At 71.3% G+C, this 17,746-nt stretch carries 13 protein-coding genes; 7 read left to right on the top strand and 6 right to left on the bottom strand.

Going from position 1 to position 17,746, the window contains the following annotated elements; all coding sequences use genetic code 11:
* Nucleotides 1-124 precede the first annotated feature (124 nt).
* Together AB0M99_RS30115 and AB0M99_RS30110 are read left to right on the top strand one after the other, a co-directional pair.
* Nucleotides 125-2,023 (top strand): HSP90 family protein, encoded by a 1,899-nt coding sequence (locus tag AB0M99_RS30115; RefSeq protein WP_365925966.1) that lies wholly within the window; start codon nucleotides 125-127, stop codon nucleotides 2,021-2,023.
* Complete coding sequence (locus AB0M99_RS30110) at nucleotides 2,020-5,037, top strand: tetratricopeptide repeat protein (protein WP_365925964.1); 3,018 nt, start codon at nucleotides 2,020-2,022, stop codon at nucleotides 5,035-5,037. Before AB0M99_RS30115 ends, AB0M99_RS30110 begins: the two co-directional genes overlap by 4 nt.
* 63 nt (nucleotides 5,038-5,100) lie before the next feature.
* Here the strand turns inward: AB0M99_RS30110 and AB0M99_RS30105 are convergent, their stop codons facing one another.
* The gene (locus AB0M99_RS30105; protein WP_365925962.1) at nucleotides 5,101-5,994 is read right to left on the bottom strand and encodes an LLM class flavin-dependent oxidoreductase; all 894 of its coding nucleotides are present in this window, start codon (nucleotides 5,992-5,994) and stop codon (nucleotides 5,101-5,103) included.
* Nucleotides 5,995-6,080: 86 nt separating this feature from the next.
* Here AB0M99_RS30105 and AB0M99_RS30100 point away from each other — a divergent pair, with 86 nt between their 5' ends.
* From AB0M99_RS30100 to AB0M99_RS30085, 4 genes are read left to right on the top strand one after another with little or no spacing between them, the layout of a single operon-like run.
* Nucleotides 6,081-6,392, top strand: a complete 312-nt coding sequence (locus tag AB0M99_RS30100) for a hypothetical protein (RefSeq protein ID WP_365925960.1) — start codon at nucleotides 6,081-6,083, stop codon at nucleotides 6,390-6,392.
* Nucleotides 6,393-6,443: 51 nt separating this feature from the next.
* Entirely contained in the window at nucleotides 6,444-7,652 is a 1,209-nt protein-coding gene (locus AB0M99_RS30095; protein WP_365925958.1) for a hypothetical protein, read from the top strand.
* Nucleotides 7,653-7,707: 55 nt separating this feature from the next.
* Nucleotides 7,708-7,956 carry a hypothetical protein gene (locus tag AB0M99_RS30090; protein ID WP_365925956.1) on the top strand — a complete coding sequence of 83 codons (249 nt, stop codon included), beginning with the start codon at nucleotides 7,708-7,710 and terminating at the stop codon, nucleotides 7,954-7,956.
* Complete coding sequence (locus AB0M99_RS30085; RefSeq protein WP_365925954.1) at nucleotides 7,953-8,354, top strand: DNA-binding protein; 402 nt, start codon at nucleotides 7,953-7,955, stop codon at nucleotides 8,352-8,354. The genes AB0M99_RS30090 and AB0M99_RS30085 overlap by 4 nt, the downstream gene beginning before the upstream one ends.
* A gap of 48 nt (nucleotides 8,355-8,402) precedes the next feature.
* Here the strand turns inward: AB0M99_RS30085 and AB0M99_RS30080 are convergent, their stop codons facing one another.
* Nucleotides 8,403-8,657: an LLM class flavin-dependent oxidoreductase gene (locus AB0M99_RS30080; RefSeq protein ID WP_365925952.1), complete on the bottom strand. Its 255-nt coding sequence runs from the start codon at nucleotides 8,655-8,657 to the stop codon at nucleotides 8,403-8,405.
* Nucleotides 8,658-8,783: 126 nt separating this feature from the next.
* Here AB0M99_RS30080 and AB0M99_RS30075 point away from each other — a divergent pair, with 126 nt between their 5' ends.
* Nucleotides 8,784-9,704 carry a Cof-type HAD-IIB family hydrolase gene (locus AB0M99_RS30075; protein ID WP_365925950.1) on the top strand — a complete coding sequence of 307 codons (921 nt, stop codon included), beginning with the start codon at nucleotides 8,784-8,786 and terminating at the stop codon, nucleotides 9,702-9,704.
* A 30-nt stretch (nucleotides 9,705-9,734) separates the two neighbouring features.
* Here the strand turns inward: AB0M99_RS30075 and AB0M99_RS30070 are convergent, their stop codons facing one another.
* The 4 genes from AB0M99_RS30070 to AB0M99_RS30055 form a co-directional block, all read right to left on the bottom strand.
* Nucleotides 9,735-11,525 carry a GAF domain-containing protein gene (locus AB0M99_RS30070; protein WP_365925948.1) on the bottom strand — a complete coding sequence of 597 codons (1,791 nt, stop codon included), beginning with the start codon at nucleotides 11,523-11,525 and terminating at the stop codon, nucleotides 9,735-9,737.
* Nucleotides 11,526-11,549: 24 nt separating this feature from the next.
* Entirely contained in the window at nucleotides 11,550-15,110 is a 3,561-nt protein-coding gene (cydD, locus tag AB0M99_RS30065) for a thiol reductant ABC exporter subunit CydD (protein ID WP_365925946.1), read from the bottom strand.
* Between the two features lie 61 nt (nucleotides 15,111-15,171).
* A complete protein-coding gene (gene cydB, locus AB0M99_RS30060) occupies nucleotides 15,172-16,173 on the bottom strand; it encodes a cytochrome d ubiquinol oxidase subunit II (protein ID WP_365925944.1) in 1,002 nt (333 codons plus the stop codon).
* A gap of 18 nt (nucleotides 16,174-16,191) precedes the next feature.
* Complete coding sequence (locus AB0M99_RS30055) at nucleotides 16,192-17,697, bottom strand: cytochrome ubiquinol oxidase subunit I (RefSeq protein WP_365925942.1); 1,506 nt, start codon at nucleotides 17,695-17,697, stop codon at nucleotides 16,192-16,194.
* Nucleotides 17,698-17,746: the final 49 nt, after the last annotated feature.

Here is a 17,746-nt window from a genome sequence, read left to right as displayed (position 1 = left end):
CCGGGGGAATTCACTCAGGGTGATTGTCGGATCATCGCCCTACTCTGTTGCCCACTCCGGGATACGTGAGGGGGGCACCTCGCGATCGCCGAACCACCCGCGCGAACACACGAGGTGACGCACCATGACGTCCACACCCCCATCCGTTCCCACTCCCGTTCCGGCTCCGGCTCCGACTCCGGATCCGGCTCCCGGGGCGGCGACCAGCACCTTCCAGGTCGATCTGCGCGGCCTGGTCGACCTGCTCTCCCACCACCTCTACTCCAGCCCGCGCGTCTACGTCCGCGAGCTCCTGCAGAACGCCGTCGACGCCGTCACCGCCCGCCATGGCTTCGACCCCGAGGCCCGGGTGCACATCCGGCTCTGCGCCACCGCCGGAACCGTGACCATCGAGGACAGCGGCATCGGCCTCACCGCGACCGAGGCGCACTCCCTCCTCGCCACCATCGGCCGCAGCTCCAAGCGCGGCGGAGAGCACGGCCTGGAGACCACCCGCCAGGAATTCCTCGGCCAGTTCGGCATCGGCCTGCTCGCCTGCTTCGTCGTCGCCCGGCAGATCCGCGTCGTCACCCGCTCCGCCCGCGACCCCGAGGCCGCGCCCGTCGAGTGGCTGGCCACGGACGACGGCTCGTACACCGTCCGCGAACTGCCGCCCGAGGCCCGCCCGGAGCCCGGCACCACCGTCACCCTCCAGGCCCGCCCCGGCGCCGAGGAGTGGGCCGAGCCGGCCAAGGTCGAGCAGCTCGCCCGCGATTACGGCTCCCTGCTCCCGTACGACATCACCTTCGACGACGGCTCCGGCGGCGAGCCGCGCCACATCACCGACCGGCCCCCCGTGTGGGACCGGCCCTTCCCCACCCCCGCCGCCCGCCGCGTCGCGCTCGCCGGGCACTGCGACCAGCTCTTCGGCTTCTCCCCGCTCGACAGCATCGACCTCGACCTGCCCGTCGCCGGAGTGCGCGGAGTGGCGTACGTCCTGCCCGAGCCGACCAGCCCCGCCCACCGGGCCGGCCACCGTGTCCACCTCAAGGGCATGCTGCTCACCGACAAGGCCGACAACCTGCTGCCCGACTGGGCCTTCTTCGTCCGCGCCGTCCTCGACACCGACACGCTGCGGCCCACCGCCTCCCGCGAGAACCTGTACGACGACGAAACCCTGGGCGCCGTACGCGAGGCCCTCGGAGCCCGCGTCCGGGCCTGGCTCACCGAACTCGCGGCGAGCGACCCCGAGCGCCTGGCCGCGTTCCTGAGCGTCCACCACCTCGGCGTGAAGTCCCTGGCCCGGCACGACGCGGAGCTGTTCGGCCTCATGCTGCCGTGGCTGCCGTTCGAGACCAGCAACGGCTCGATGAGCCTGGAGGAGTTCGCGGCCGCCCACTCCGAGATCCACTTCACCCGCACCGTCGAGGAGTTCCGCCAGATCGCCCCGATCGCCGCGGCCCACGGCCTCGGCGTCATCAACGCCGGCTACACCTACGACGCGGACCTGCTGGCCCTGCTGCCCGCCGTACGGCCCGGGCTCAAGGTCTCCGAACTGGACGCCGGAGCCGTCACCGAGCGGCTCGACCCCGTCCCGGCAGCCGCCGAACTGGCGCTCGCCTCCTTCCTGTCGACCGCCCGTACCCGGCTGGAGCCGCAGGGCTGTGACGTGGCGCTGCGCGCCTTCCAGCCCGTGTCCGTCCCCGCGCTGTACCTCGACGACCGCCAGGCCCGGCAGGAACGCGACCGCACCGCCGCGCTGGACAGCGCCGACTCCCTGTGGAGCGGCATCCTCGGCGCGCTGCGCGGGTCCGCTCCGCGGGCCCGGCTCGTCCTCAACCACAACAACCCGCTGATCCGCCGGATCGCCGCCCTCCCCGACGCCGCCCTGACCGGCACCGCCGTCGAATCGCTGTACGGGCAGGCCCTGCTGATGTCCCAGCGGCCGCTGCGCCCCGCCGACTCCACCCTGCTCAACCGGGCCTTCCTCGGGCTCCTGGAATGGGCGACCCACTCCGCCGACTCCCGGGAGGACGACAAGTGAACAGCATGACGGCCGAGGAGATCCAGCAGGCGCTGTACGAGAACCGCCGGCTGCCCCACGGCCCCGCGCGCAACGCGCAGGCCGAGGTGCTGACCGCGGCCGCGGAGGTCTGCGGTGACCCGGAGCTGTTCCGGCAGGCGCTGATCGCCCAGATCGACGCCTACGAGTACAGCGCCGAGCGGACCCGCATGGTGATCCCGTTCGCCCGGCTGCTCCAGGAGTACGATCGGGACCCGGGCGCCTTCGGCACGCGGGACACCTATGACCTGTTCTGGCGGTTCAAATGGGTGTCCGGCCGGATCGTGGAGTCCCCCGAGATCCCGCTGGAGTCCGCCACGGGCTGGCTGGAGGACATGGAACGTCGCTACCGGCTCGCCGGATACAGCGAGCGGGCCGTACGCCAGTCGGAGTTCTACCTCGCGCACGCCATCGGTGACGACGAGCGCGCCGAGCGGGCCATCAACCGCTGGCGGGCCGCTGAGCGCGACGGCATGAGCGACTGCCATGCCTGCGAGACCCACACCCAGGGCTGGTTCTGGACGATCAAGGGCGATGACGCGAAGGCGATCGAGATCTGGGAGCCGGTACTCGCGGGCAGTCAGACCTGCCGGGAGGAACCGCACCGGGTGCTCGCCCGCTCGCTGCTCCCCCTCGTCCGCCTCGGGCGCGCCGACGAGGCCCGGTCCCACCACCTGCGCGGCTACCGCATGGCGCGGGGCACGGAGAGCCTGTTGCGCTCGATCGGCGAGCACATCGAGTTCTGTGCCCTCACCGGCAACGAACCGCGCGGCCTGGAGATCCTCACCGAGCACACCGCCCTCCTGGGCCCTCTCGCGGACGTCGAGTCGCAGATGGAGTTCTACGGCGGCGTCCTGGTCCTGCTGCGCCGGCTGAGCCTGCTCGGGCACGGCGCCGACCCGTCCGTGTCGTACGAGGGCTCCCCCCGGACGGTCGACGAGCTGTACGGGATCCTGCATGCCGAGGCCCTGGGAATCGCCGGGCGCTTCGACGTGCGCAACGGCAACACCCGGACGTCGGACGTGCTCCGCACCCGCATCGAGCAGGCTCCACTGCTCGACGTACTGCCGCTCGGGGTACGCAGCACAGCGCTGCCCGAGCCGGCCGGGGTCCCGGCACCGGCTCTCTTCCCGGTGCCCGCCGCGGCGCCGGCCACCGACTTCGCCGAGTTGGTGGAGCGCGCCCGGCAGGCCCGCGACCAGGGGCATCCGGCCGCCGACGGGCTGTGGGCCGAGGTGGCCGCACGGCTGGACGAGCGGAGCGGGCAGGACGGGCAGGACGCCGAACCCCTGCTCCTGGCGGACGTGGCGGACCATCGTGCGCTGTCCGCCGCCCGGAGCGGCGCTGCCGACGCGGCCGAGCTGCTGACGGCGGTCCGCGACCGGTATCGCGCCCTCGGCCGGGCGGAGCGGGCGGCCCTGGCCGAACTGCGGCTGGCGACCGCGGCCGCGCAGGCCGTCGGCGCGCCGGGGGAGATCCGGGCACTGCTCGCGGCGGCCCTGCAGTCCGCGGAGGCCTTGGATCCGGCCGAGCCGCTGCGCACCCGCCGGATCGCGCTCGCGGAACTGACCTCGATCCGCGTGGAGTCCTACCTGCGCTCGGTCGAGGCCGCCCACTCGGACGCGCCGGGCGACGGCCACGACCACGGCCACGGCCACTCCGACGGGCACGACGAGTTCGCCGCCGAACTGGCCGCCTTCGCCGCGGCCTACGACGAGACGCTCCCCGACGTGGTCGCGGAGGCCGAGGAGACGCTCGGGCGCCTGGCCCTGTCGCAGGGGGACCCCGACAGGGCCGCGACACTGCTGGCCGCGGCTGCCGCCCGGTCGGTCGCGGCGGGTCGGCCGTGGGAGGCGGTGGACCCCCTGGCACTGCGGGCCGGCGTACTGGTCTCGCTCGGCCGGCCCGAGGAGGCCCAGGAGGCGGCACTTTCCGCGCTGGAACACGCCTCGGAGGTGACCGATGCCGATACGCAGGGCGTCGTACGGCTCACCCTGGCGGACATCCTGCTGCGGTGCGGGGCGGCGGGGGAGGCGACCGTACACGCCCTGACCGCGGCGCACTGGTTCGACCAGGCCGGTCGCACCGCGGACGGCGGGGCCCAGGCCCGGCTGCTGCTGGCCCGGGCGTACGCACGGGACGGTCGCCCCGCCGACGCGGCGGAGGTGCTGCAGTCGACGCTGCCGGACCTCCTGGAGCACGGCGAGGGGCAGGCCGTTTCCGTCCGGGAGTTCCTGGGCGACCTGCTGGGCGAGCTGCGGGAGCCGCGGCCGGCGGCCGAGCAGTACCTGCTGGCGGCGGAGTTGGCGAAGGACTGGGAGGACCAGCGTCCGCACGCGGGTCTCGCCCAGTCGGCGGCCGACCAGCTCTCGATGGCCGACCTGGTGCCGGAGGCGGTCGCCGCGTACGAGCGGGCCCTGGAACTGCACCGGCAGACGGACGGGGTTCCGGTCGCCGAGGTACGGATGCTGCGCTCGCTGGCCTGGTTGGAGCTGCGCGAGGGGGTCACCGACGCGGGAGTGGCACGGGCGCGGGCCCGGATGGACGAGGCGGCCGCGGTGCTGGAGGTCTTGCTGGCCTCGGATCCGCAGGCACCGGAGCTGCGTTCCGAACTCGCCCAGACCTGGCACCAGCTGGCCCAGGTCCTCGACCGGCGCGTCAGTACCCAGGAGGACGAAGACGAAGACGAGACCGGCACGGGCTCGGACGGCCTCGTACTCCTGGACAAGGCCGAGATTGAGGCGCTGCGGCTGGAGGAGGTCCGCCTGTGGGACCGGGCGGCCGGGATCTACGGGGAACTGGGCACGGACCATCTGGAGGACCGGTTCCAGTGCCTGAGCAGCGCCGCCTGGACCGAGCACGAGCTGGGCCGTGCGGAAGCGGGCGCCGCCCGGATGTCCGCTCTGGCCGACGAGCTCCGGGCACTGCCCGAGGGCACGGCCCCGGAGTGGCTGCTGCCCAGCGCGGAGCGGTCCGCGAAGAGCCTGATGGCCTGATGGCCTGAGCCATCTGCTCCGGCCCCGCCGCCCGATGGCGGCAGGGCCGGAGCCGGTGGTGGCTCAGCCCAGCTGCGCGAGCGCCTCGGTGGCGATCCGCTCGAAGACGCGCTCGTCGGCGGCGAAGTCGGAGTCCGGGATCGGCGCGTGGATCACCAGCTCGGTGAAGCCGAGCTCGCGGTGGCGTCCCGCGAAGTCGACGAAGGCGTCCACCGACTCCAGCATCGTGTTGCGCTCCGGGGTGAAGCCGGTCAGGAGGATCTTCTCCATGGGCTCGGGTGCCCGCCCGATCTCCGCGAACGCCTTGTCCAGCTTGGCGATCTGCCCGCGCATGGCCTCCAGCGACTGCTCGGGCGTGCCCGCCTCGAACAGCTTCGGATCGCCGGTGGTCACCCAGGCCTGGCCGTGGGCGGCGGCGAGCTTGAGGCCGCGCGGCCCGGTCGCGGCGACCGCGAACGGCAGGCGCGGCCGCTGCACGCAGCCGGGGATGTTGCGGGCCTCGTCGGCGGAGTAGAAGGTGCCCTGCTGGGTCACCGCGTCTTCGGTCAGCAGCTTGTCCAGCAGCTCGACGAACTCTGCGAAGCGATCGGCGCGCTCGCGCGGGGTCCACGCCTCCTGGCCCAGGGCCGTGGCGTCGAAGCCATTGCCGCCCGCACCGATGCCGAGGGTCACGCGCCCGCCGGAGATGTCGTCCAGGCTGATGAGGTCCTTGGCGAGGGTCACCGGGTGCCGGAAGTTCGGCGAGGTGACAAGGGTGCCCAAACGGATACTCCGCGTCACCGTCGCCGCGGCCGTGAGCGTGGGGATCGCTCCGAACCACGGCCCGTCCCGGAAGGACCGCCAGGACAGGTGGTCGTAGGTGTATGCGGCGTGGAACCCGAGGTCTTCGGCCCGTCGCCAGATCTTCTGCCCCTCGCTCCACCGGTGGATGGGGAGGATCACCGTGCTCAGTCGCATGCCCCCGACCCTACGCTTACGCACCGGCGGGTGAGGGTTCGCGCAACCCGCAGCGGCGTGACCTGCGCGGCCACTAGCGTGGCGCCATGGGCGTACTGGGTAAGGCCGAGCTTGAGGCGATGGTCGATGAGGCCATCGTGGACGCGTATAACGAGGACGAGCAGCTGACCGGCCTGTTCACCATGATCGATGAGCACCTTGTGGTGCCGTTCGGCACGACGGTTCTCGGGGTCGAGGTGACCGTGCGCGGCGTCGACCTCACCCAGGACGGCCGGATCGTCGCTCTGTGCTCTTGCGGCCACGTTCGGCAGGAGATCGGGATCCTGGACCTGCCGATGCCGACGCCTCCCCCGGACGGTGCCGAGTGGGTCGAGGCCTACCGGCACTGGGCCGGCTGACGCCAAGCGGATCGCACCACCTCGGAACCGGCTCGTACGGAAAGGCAGGACGTGGCAATCGCCGCACGGGATGCGAATCACGGCATCGATGGGCGCTCGCTCAGTGAGCTCATCGAGCGCAGCGCCGAGTTGAAGGGCGAGCTGGTCGTCTTCGGGCAGAGTGCGCGCTTCGACCAGTGGTTGACGCCCCTCCTGCTTGATGCCGCAGGGCCTGAGCGGCAGTTGGACGAGGGCACGGCGATCCGAATCACCGATCACTTCCTCCTGCGGTACCGCCTGCCGGACGGGTCGACCGTGGTGGACCGCTTCGTGGCCCGACGGCGGGATCTGACCGAGCTGGACCGGAAGCTGCTGCTCGGCTGGCGTGACCCGGTCGAGGGGATCTTCGAGATCCGGCGCAAGGACGGGGACGCCATCGTCCTGCTGAACCTGGTCGACGACCTGGAGTACCGCACGTACTCGAACGTCGGGCGGGCGGCCTTCCGCGGAGTGTCCAAGGGAGGGTTCCTCCTCGCCTGCCTGGTGCCCGTCCACGCGGCCGACACGGCGTGGCTGATCTCCGGGGCGATGGAGTACTACCCGAAGTCCAGCGCCGCCGAGATTGGGCAGGCCGCGCTTGAATTGGCCACCAGCCGGCCCGAGCTCGTCTTCCGCAACCCCGAGAAGATCGAGCAGGGGTGGGCGCGGATGCGCGAGGACCGGGCCGCGTTCGTCGAGTTCTGCGGGGGTGACGAACTGATCCTTCCGCCCACCGAGGCCGAAGACCTTCTCAACGCCTACTACCGTCACCGCCAGGAGGCCGCCGTCGCCGGACGGCCGCGCCGTGGCCGGGGCAGACTGCTTCCCGGCCTGGACCTGCCGGCCTTCGTGCTGCCGCGAGAACTCGCGGACTCGGACACCATCGGCGTCATCCACGACGAGGTCGACGGCCTCAACTTCTACGCCGACTACGGGATGCTGCGGGACCTCTTCGCAGACCCTGCCCTGGCGGGGCGCAGGCAGCACCAAGACCTGCTGCGCACGTACCTGCGCGAGGAGTCGATCGCACCGCTGCCGATCCGCCGTCTGGCTTCCGCTCACCCGAACACCGCCGACGCGGTGTTCCGGAAGCTTCTGCGGAAACCGGGATTCACCTGGAGCGAGCACGGCGAGACGCTGCTGCGGCGACGCAAGCCCTGGTACTTCGAGAGCGAGCCGCGTCCGGGGGTGTCAGTCATCGGCAGCCGTCTGAGTCAGCTGCTCGGTATCGGACGGCGCTGAGCGCCCTTGCGGAGAAGCCCCGACAGCAACATGCATACCGCAGTATGCTGAATCCATGGCCGATACGACCCGCATCACGGTCACTCTGCCCACGGAGCAGGTGGCGGAGCTGAAGAGGCTCACAAACAACGTCTCCGGCTACGTCGCGGAGGCGGTCGCCCGCCAGATCAGGCATCAGCTCCTCGGTGAGGAGCTGCGCCGCTACGAGGAGGAGTACGGCGCCTTCACCGACGAGGAGCTGGCCGCAGCCGAAGCCAGAATCTTCGGCACGGCCGATCACGAGGACTCGGCGAGCGCTGCGTGAGCAATCGCATGGAGACCGTCGTACTGGACTCCCAAGGTCTGTCCGCCTGGATCTCGCAGGACCGGGGCGTGCTTGCGATGATCCGGTCCTTCCATTCGATGGCAGCCGATCTGGTGGTCTGCTCCAACACCATCGTGGAAGTCATGCACGCCCGCGTGAACACCGCCCGACTGAACTGGGTGCTCTCCCAGGTCAAGGTCGAAGCGGTGACCGAGCAGGCGGCCAGAGCCGCCGCTGGGCTGCTGAAAGAGGCCGGACTGCACGGCCACAAGTACGCGATCGACGCCACCGTCGCCGAGCTGGCGCTCCGCCAGCCAGGCCCGGTGGCCATGCTCACGTCGGATATCGACGACATGGCCAAGCTGTGCGGCAAGCGCATCCGGCTCATCTCGACCTGACTGTCCTCGGGGCCGCACCAGAATCTTCCCTGCGTACGTCTTCCCAGGTCAGGCTGCGATAGGCGAACGAGGCTTGACTGAAGTGACGAGGGTGCCCAGACGCATCCGCTCGGTGACGGCGGCCGCGGCGGTCAGAGTGGGTACCGCGCCGAACCACGGGCCGTCCCGGAAGGTCCGCCAGGACAGGTGGTCGTAGGTATAGGCGGTGTGGAAGCCGAGCCGCTCGGCCCGCACCCACTGGTCGCGGCCTCCCTCGTGCCACGCGCGTACCGGAAGGATCACAGTGCTCAGACGCAGACTCATGCATCGAGCCTACGGTGGCCTGCCGCCGTGTTTCACGTGAAACATGGCTGGGTGGTCTCTTGTTTCACGTGAAACATCGCTCACGGCCCGGGAGTGCGACCGGCCCTGGCTCTGCGCCCGAGTCCCATGGGTGAAGATGGAGCCGTGACCTCGGCTCCTCAGTGCCCGGACGGGCCAACCCCCACGCCCCGGCTCATCGCCACCGACCTCGACGGCACCCTGCTGCGCGACGACAAATCCGTCTCGACGCGGACCATCGCCGCGCTCGCCGCCGCCGAAGAGGCCGGCATCGAGGTCTTCTTCGTCACGGGCCGCCCGGCCCGTTGGATGGACGTCGTCCGCGACCACGTACACGGCCATGGACTGGCGATCTGCGCGAACGGTGCCGCCGTGGTCGACCTGCGCGGGGAGCCGGAGTTCGTCGAGGTCAGAGCGCTGCCCCGGAGCACCGCACTCAAGGTGATGGAGGCCCTGCGAGCCGCTGCCCCCGGCACTTCCTTCGCGGTCGAGCTGACCACCGGGATCAACTACGAGCCGGCCTACCCGCCCTTCTTCCAGGACCCTGGTGCCAACGTGGCCACGGCCGAGAAGCTCCTCGCCGAGGACACGGACGAGAACTCCGCCCCCGTGCTCAAGCTGCTCGCGCACCACGGCGAGCTGGCCCCGGACGAGTTCCTGACCCTGGCCCGCTCCGTCGCGGGCACGTACGCCTCGATCACCCGCTCAAGCCCGACCGCCCTGCTGGAGATCAGCGGGCTGGGCGTGTCCAAGGCCAGCACCCTGGAGCTGTGCTGCGAGGAGCGCGGCATCTCCCCCACGGAGGTGGTCGCCTTCGGGGACATGCCGAACGACATCGAGATGCTCGTCTGGGCGGGCACCTCGTACGCGATGGCCAACGCCCATCCGGCCGTGATCGCGGCCGCGTCCGGCCGGACGGTCGCCAACAACGAGGACGGGGTCGCCGTCGTCATCGAGCAGATCCTGGCCGAGCGCGCCGAGCGCGCCGAGCGCGCCGCCCGCGCCGCCCGCGCCGAGTCCGAGCTGTAGCGAGCCCGCGCAGGCGGCAACCGGCAGAGCCTAGAGCGGGGCCTCCCAGACCAGGGTGGTCCCGCCGCCGTTCTCGCCGATGCCCGGTCCGTAGGAACTGGAACCGCCCAGTGACTCGGCCCGGCGGCGCAGATTGCGCAGCCCGCTGCGCCGTCCGCCCTCGGCGATGCCCACCCCGTCGTCGGCGACCTCCAACCGCACCCCGGGCCGTCCGTCGGCCAAGGTGACGGTGGAGTCGAGGACCACCTCGATCCGGCCCGCGTCCGCGTGCCGGAAGGCGTTCGACAGTGCCTCGCGCAGAGCGGCGATCAGGTTCTTGCCCACCAGTTCGCCGACGACCGCGTCGATCGGGCCGAGGAAGCGGTGCGCGGGCTTGAAGCCCAGCGGTACGGCAGCCATGTTGATCTCCCGCAGCACCCGGGTACGCAGTCCCGAGGGGGCCTCCGCCGGTCCCTGCTGGAGCGCGAAGATCGCGGTGCGGATCTCCTGGATCGTCACGTCCAGCTCGTCCACGGCTTTGCCGACCCCGTCGCGGACCTCAGGGACGATGGACCGGCGCTGGGCTCCCTCCAGCATCATCCCGGTGGCGAACAGCCGCTGGATGACCAGGTCGTGCAGATCGCGGGCGATCCGGTCGCGGTCCTCGAAGACGGCCAGCCGCTCCCGGTCGCGCTGCGCCTCCGCCATCATCAGCGCGAGCGCCGCCTGGGAGGCGAACTGCGTGGCGAGGGTTCGTTCCGCCTCGGTGAAAGGCCTCTTTCCTCGGGCCCGTGGGGTGACCAACGCGCCGAGCACTCGGCCGCCGCTCTGCAGGGGCAGCATCATGCAGGCCCCGTACTGGCTGGTCAGCCGGCTGATCATGCGCGGATCGCTGGCCGCATCGTCCACGAAGACCGGCTCGCCCTCCAGCAGCCTGGCCACCACCGGGCTCTCGGCCGGGATCACCAACCCGAGTGAGGTGGCGGGGTTCTCCGCGGAGACGGCGACGATCTCCATTCCGCCGTCCTCGGCGGGCAGCATCACGATCCCCGCGGCCGAATCGGCCAGGTGCCGGGCCTGTTCGGCGACGACCGCGAGGGCGTCGTCCGCATCCCCGCCCGAGAGCAGGGCGGTGGTGACGGCCACCGAGCCGTCGATCCACCGCTCGCGCTGGGTGGCGGCCTCGTAGAGGCGGGCGTTGCCGATGGCGATACCGGCCTCGGTGGCCAGCACCCGGACCATGTGGACGTCGTAGTCGTTGAACTGGCCGCCGCCGTTCTTCTCGGCGAGGTACAGGTTGCCGAAGATCTCCCCCTGGACCCGGATCGGAACGCCGAGGAACGTCCGCATGGGCGGGTGGTGCGGGGGGAAGCCGGCCGAGCGCGGATCCTTCGTCAGATCGGCGAGCCGGACCGTGTCGGGGTGCGAGATCAGGGCGCCGAGCAGGCCCCGCTTCCCGTCCGGACGGTGTCCGATCCGCCGCGTCGTCTCGGGGCTGACCCCGTACGTGACGAAGTCCGAGAGCCCGCGGCCCTCGGTGTCCACGACCCCGATGGCCGCGTACCGGGCGTCCGCGAGTTCGGCCGCGGTCTCGCAGATGCGGTCCAGCGTGGAGTGCAGTTCGAGGCCGGTACCGACCGAGCGCATCGCCTCCAGCAGTTGCGGCACCCGGGCAGTGAGCTCGGTGGACAACCCTTGGAGACTTCTGGTGGCCGCGGAGGCGGCCTCCAGCGGGTCCGGTGCATCCGGTCTGCCCGGCGTATCCGGCGCTGCCTCGGGCGATCCCTGCGGGCCCCGCCGTTCCTGCGGTCCCTGCGAATCCTGCGACTCCTGCACTGACATGCCCTTGAGCCTAGTTAGTCCCATTTATTGAGGAAAGTCGGCCAGGGCGCCGTCGACCTCCCTTTCGCGCTCCAGCAGCCGCCGCAGCGGCCCTTCGACGGCCGCCAGTTCCGCGTACGGGCCGCGCTGCACGACGTGTCCGCCGTCCAGCACGAGCACCTCGTCGACCGCCTCCAGGCCGGCGAGCCGGTGCGTGATCAGCACGGTGGTCCGGCCCTCGGTCGCGGCCAGCAGGTCCGCCGTCAGGGCGTCCGCGGTCGCCAGGTCCAGATGCTCGGCCGGCTCGTCCAGGACGAGCACCGGGAAGTCCGCGAGCAGCGCCCGCGCCAGGGCCAGCCGCTGGCGCTGGCCGCCGGAGATCCGTTCGCCGTGCTCGCCGACCAGGGTGTCCAGGCCGTCCGGGAGGCCGTCGGCCCAGTCCAGCAGCCGGGCGGCCGCGAGCGCCTCGCGCAGCTGGGCCTCGCTCGCCCCGGTGCGGGCCAGCCGCAGGTTCTCCCGTACCGAGCTGTCGAAGATGTGCGCGTCCTGGGCGCACAGCCCCACGAACCGGCGTACCGCGTCGCCGTCGAGCGTGCGCGCGTCGATGCCGCCGAGGGTGTACGAGCCCTCGTGCGGGTCCAGGAACCTCAGCAGGACCTGGGCCAGCGTGGTCTTGCCCGCACCCGAGGGGCCGACGACCGCGATGCGGCGGCCGGCCTCCAGAGTCAGGTTCAGCCCGTGCAGCGCGTCGCGCTCCTGGCCGTGGTGGCGGGTGGTGAGCCCGGCCAGCCTCAGCGGGAAGGGCGAGGCGGGCGCCTCGCGCACCTGCTCCGGTTCGGCGACCGGCACCGGTGCGTCGATGACCTCGTAGACCCGCTCGGCACTGCGGCGCACCCGCTGGCGGTACTGGACGGCCAGCGGAAGCCCGGTGACGGCCTCGAAGGCGGCGAGCGGAGTCAGTACGGCGACGGCCATGGCCACCCCGGACAGCCGACCGTCGTGCACCGCGTCGGCGGCGACGGCGGCCGCGGCCACCACGGTGAGCCCGCACACCAGGGCGGTCAGCCCGCTCCCGAGTCCGGTGGCGGCGGCCCCGCGGGCGGCGATCGAGGTCAGCGTACGGTCGCTCTGCCGCGCGGCGTCCTTGCGCCCGCCGAGTGCGCCGGCGACGGTCAGCTCGGCGGTACCGGTGAGCAGATCGGCCACCCGGGTGGCGAGCTCGCCCCGGGCGGGGGCGAGCCGCCGCTCCGCCCGCCGGGCGCAGGCCCCGCTGACGAGGGGCACCGCGACACCGGCGGCGAGCAGTCCCACGGCGAGAGCGGCCCCGGCTTCGGGCAGCAGCCAGGCGGTGAAGGCGACCGATCCGGTCCCGACGAGCACCGCGGTGCCGACCGGGAGCAGCCAGCGCAGCCAGTAGTCCTGGAGGGCGTCCGCGTCGGACACCAGGCGGGCCAGCAGGTCACCGCGCCGCTGCTCGCGCAGCCCGGCGGGGGCGATGCGCTCCAACTGCCGGTACACGGAGACCCTCAGGTCGGCGAGCATGCGCAGTACGGCGTCGTGCGACACGAGCCGCTCCGCGTACCGGAAGACGGCCCGGCCCATACCGAACGCCCTCGTCGCGGTGACGGCCACCATCAGGTAGAGCACGGGCGGCTGCTCCGAGGCCCGCGAGATCAGCCACCCGGAGACGGCCATCAGCCCGACGCTGCACCCCACGGCGAGCGCCCCGAGCAGCAGTCCCAGCCTGAACCGCCCCTGCCAGGCACTGGCCACGGCCCTGACCCGGCTGAGCGGGTCGGCTCCGCCCGAGTCCTTCCCCGCGGCCCTCTCCGCCTGCTCGGGCGCGGCCCCGAGGATCCACTCCCCGGGATCCCGCACCGGGGTCGCCCCCGGTTCGGCGGACCGGGGCGCGGCCGCCACGGGCTGGTGCTGTGGATCCGGTACGGGGGCCTGCCCCGCGGGGCCGGCGCCCACCGCGACCACCCGGTCCGCGACGGCCAGCAGCGCCGGCCGGTGCACGACCAGCAGGACGGTGCGCCCCACGGCGAGTCGGCGTACCGCCTCCACCACCGCGGCTTCGGTCTCCCCGTCCAGTGCGGCCGTCGGCTCGTCCAGCAGGAGCAGCGGGCGGTCGGCGAGGAAGGCCCGCGCGAGCGCGAGGCGCTGGCGCTGCCCGGCGGACAGGCCGGCTCCGCCCTCACCCAGCAGCGTGTCGGCACCCCGCGGCAGCGCGGCCACGAACTCCCGGGCCCCGGCGTCCCGCAGGGCCGCGGCGACCGCCTCCGCGGACGCGCCCGGCCGCGCCAGCCGTACGTTCTCGGCGATCGTGCCCGCGAACAGGTGCGGCCGCTGCGGGACCCAGGCGATCCGCTCGCGCCACTGCTCCGGGGACAGCTCGGCCAGGTCCACACCGCCGACCCGCACACCGCCCGCGGTCGGCGTGACGAATCCGAGCAGCACCTGGAGCAGTGTGGACTTGCCCGCCCCGCTCGGCCCGGTGAGGGCGACGCATTCGCCCGGTTCCACGACGAGCGAGACCGGAGCGGGCGAATCCTCGCCGCGGCCCGGGTAGCGGACGGCGACCCCGTCCAGCTCGATCCGCAGCCCCGCCCCGCCGGCCGGGACGGAGGCCGTGCCCCCGGCCTGCGGGACCGGGGTCTCCAGGACCTCGAAGATCTCCTCGGCGGCGGACAGCCCCTCCGCCGCCGCGTGGTACTGCGCGCCCACCTGCCGCAGCGGCAGGTACGCCTCGGGTGCCAGGATCAGGATGACGAGGCCGGTGTACAGGTCCAGTTCACCGTGGACGAGCCGCATGCCGATGGTCACGGCCACCAGCGCCACCGACAGGGTCGCCAGCAGCTCCAGGGCGAACGACGACAGGAAGGCGATGCGCAGCGTCCGCATCGTCGCCCGCCGGTAGTCGTCGGTGATCTTCCGGATCGACTCCGCCTGGGCCTTGGCTCGCCCGAACACCTTGAGGGTCGGCAGTCCGGCGACCACGTCCAGGAAGTGTCCCGACAGCCGGGACAGCAGCCGCCACTGGCGGTCCATCCGGGACTGTGTGGCCATGCCGATCAGTGCCATGAACAGGGGGATCAGCGGCAGCGTGACCACGATGATGGCCGCCGACACCCAGTCCTCGGTGACGATCCGGGCCAGGACCGCGACCGGTACGACCACCGCGAGCCCCAACTGGGGCAGGTAGCGGGAGAAGTAGTCGTCGAGCGCGTCCACGCCCCGGGTGGCGAGGGCCACCAGGGATCCGGTCCGCCGGCCGCCCAGCCAGCCGGGCCCCAGGTCGGCGGCCCGCTCCAGCAGCCGGCCCCGGAGCTCCGACTTGACCGCCGCGCTGGCCCGGTGCGCGGCCAGCTCCGTGAGCCAGGCCACCAGGCCGCGCCCCAGCGCCACCGCCGCGAGCAGCAGCAGCGGTGTCCGGAGCGCCGCCCCGTCCAGGCCCTCCTCGAATGCGCCCACCACGATCTGGGCGATGAGCACCGCCTGACCGACGACCAGCCCCGCCCCGGCAAGGCCCAGCGCTACCACCGCCCCCAGGAAGAGGCGGGTGGAGCGGGCGTACCGGAGCAGGCGCGGGTCGATCGGTTTCACGTGAAACATCCCCCAAGGCAGGGTCAAACAGGAGGGTCGGCGGCCGAGCCGTCAGCGGGCGTCAGTGCGCATCGGCGATGTGCTGCGTCCCGATCCGCTTGCGGAACACCCAGTAGGTCCAGCCCTGGTAGAGCAGGACGAGCGGCGTGGCCACTCCCGCGAGCCAGGTCATGATCTTCAGGGTGTACGGGCTGGACGAGGCGTTGGTGACCGTGAGGCTCCAGGCATCGTCGAGCGAGGAGGGCATGACGTTCGGGAAGAGCGTCAGGAACAGCATCGCGACGGCAGCCACGATGGTGACCCCGGACAGTGTGAACGACCAGCCCTCGCGGCCCGCCAGGTTGAAGCCCAGTGCCCCGACGAGAGCCAGCACGGCGACGATCATCGCGATCAGGCTCCCGCCGTCACCGCGCGAGACCTGGGTCCAGATCAGGAACACGAGCGCCAGCACCGCGGTGACCACACCCAGCCGGGTGGCCAGTTGGCGCGAGCGATCCCGGATGTCACCGACCGTCTTGAGCGAGGTGAAGACCGCGCCGTGGAAGGTGAACAGGGTGAGGGTGACCAGCCCGCCGAGGATCGAGTAGCCGTTGAGGAGGTCGAGGAAGGTGCCGACGTACTCCTTGTGCTCGTCGATCTTCACGCCCCGCACGATGTTGGCGAAGGCCACGCCCCACAGGAACGCGGGGATCAGCGAGGTCCAGAAGATCGCGTGTTCCCAGTTGGTCTGCCACTTGTCCTCGGGCCGCTTGTGGCGGTACTCGAAGGAGACGCCACGGATGATGAGGCAGACCAGGATGATCAGCAGCGGCAGGTAGAGCCCTGAGAAGAGGGTGGCGTACCAATCGGGGAAGGCGGCGAACGTCGCGCCGCCCGCGGTGAGCAGCCAGACCTCGTTGCCGTCCCAGACGGGTCCGATCGTGTTGATCAGGACCCGCTTCTCCTTGCGGTCCCGGGCGAGCAGCTTGGTCAGTACGCCGACTCCGAAGTCGAAGCCCTCCAGGAAGAAGTAGCCGATCCACAGGACGGCGATGAGTACGAACCAGACGTCATGGAGTTGCATGGTGTGGTCTCCTCAGCCTCAGTACGAGAAGGCCATCGGCCGGTCGGGGTTCTTGTCGTCTCCACCGATCTTGGTGGGCGGGTTGAGATCGGCCTCGGTGAGCTCGGGCGGGCCGGCCTTGACGTACTTCACGAGCAGCTTGACCTCGATGACCGCGAGCACGGCGTAGAGGAGTGTGAAGCCGATCATCGAGGTGAGCACCTCGCCCTGGGAGACGCCCGGCGAAACCGCGTCCCTGGTGCGCAGGACTCCGTAGACCACCCACGGCTGGCGGCCCATCTCGGTGAAGATCCAGCCCCAGGAGTTGGCGATCAGCGGGAAGCCCATGGTCCAGAGCGCGACGATCCAGTACAGGTTGGTGAACCTGGGGTTCAGCGCCTTCTTGAAGAGGACCAGGTGCGGGACCTCGCCCTCACCGGTGCGCAGCCCCGGCGGCAGCATGAACTTCTTGCGGGTCAGCCACAGCCCCAGCATTCCGATGCCGAGGGAGGCCATGCCGAAGCCGATCATCCAGCGGAAGCCCCAGTAGGCGACGGCGATGTTGGGCCGGTAGTCGCCGGGCCCGAACTTCTCCTGCTCGGCCTTGTTCACGTCGTTGATGCCCGGGACGAACGACGTGAAGTCGTCGTTGGCCAGGAAGGACAGCAGTCCAGGGACCTCTATCGCGACCTTGTTGTGGCCCTTGTCGACATCGCCGTAGGCGAAGATCGAGAAGGGTGCCGGTGCCTGGCCGTCCCAGAGCGCCTCGGCGGCGGCCATCTTCATCGGCTGCTGCTTGAACATGACCTTGCCGAGCAGGTCACCGCTGATGGCGGTGCCGAGTCCGGCGATGATCAGGGTGATCAGGCCGAGCCGCAGCGAGGTACGCATCACGGGGATGTGCTTCTTGCGGGCGAGGTGGTAGGCCGCGATGCCGACCATGAACGCGCCGCCGACCAGGAAGGCCGCCGTCATGGTGTGGAAGAACTGGGTCAGTGCGGTGTTCTGGGTGAGCACCAGCCAGAAGTCGGTGAGCTCGGCCCTGCCCCGCTCCTCGTTGATCCGGTAGCCGACCGGGTGCTGCATCCAGGAATTGGCCGCGAGGATGAAGTACGCGGAGAGGATGGTGCCGATCGAGACCATCCAGATGCAGGCCAGGTGGATCTTCTTCGGCAGCTTGTCCCAGCCGAAGATCCACAGCCCGATGAACGTCGACTCGAAGAAGAAGGCGATGAGCGCCTCGAAGGCCAGCGGGGCTCCGAAGATGTCGCCGACGAAGCGCGAGTAGTCGGACCAGTTCATGCCGAACTGGAACTCCTGGACGATGCCGGTGACGACACCCATCGCAATATTGATCAAGAAGAGCTTGCCCCAGAACTTCGTCGCCCTGAGGTACTTCTCCTTCTCGGTGCGCACCCACGCGGTCTGCAGGCCGGCGGTCAGCGCGGCGAGCGAGATCGTCAGGGGGACGAAGAGGAAGTGGTAGACGGTGGTAATGCCGAACTGCCATCGCGCCAATGTCTCTGGCGCCAACGCTACGTCCACGTCGTCGGTCTCCTTCGGGTCGCCGTGGTCACTGCGGCAGTTTGCCTGT

Source organism: Streptomyces sp. NPDC051183 (assembly GCF_040682455.1).
GTDB lineage: Bacteria > Actinomycetota > Actinomycetes > Streptomycetales > Streptomycetaceae > Streptomyces.
Note: the sequence above shows the minus strand (reverse complement) of the source record. Positions and strands in the feature narration are given on the sequence as shown.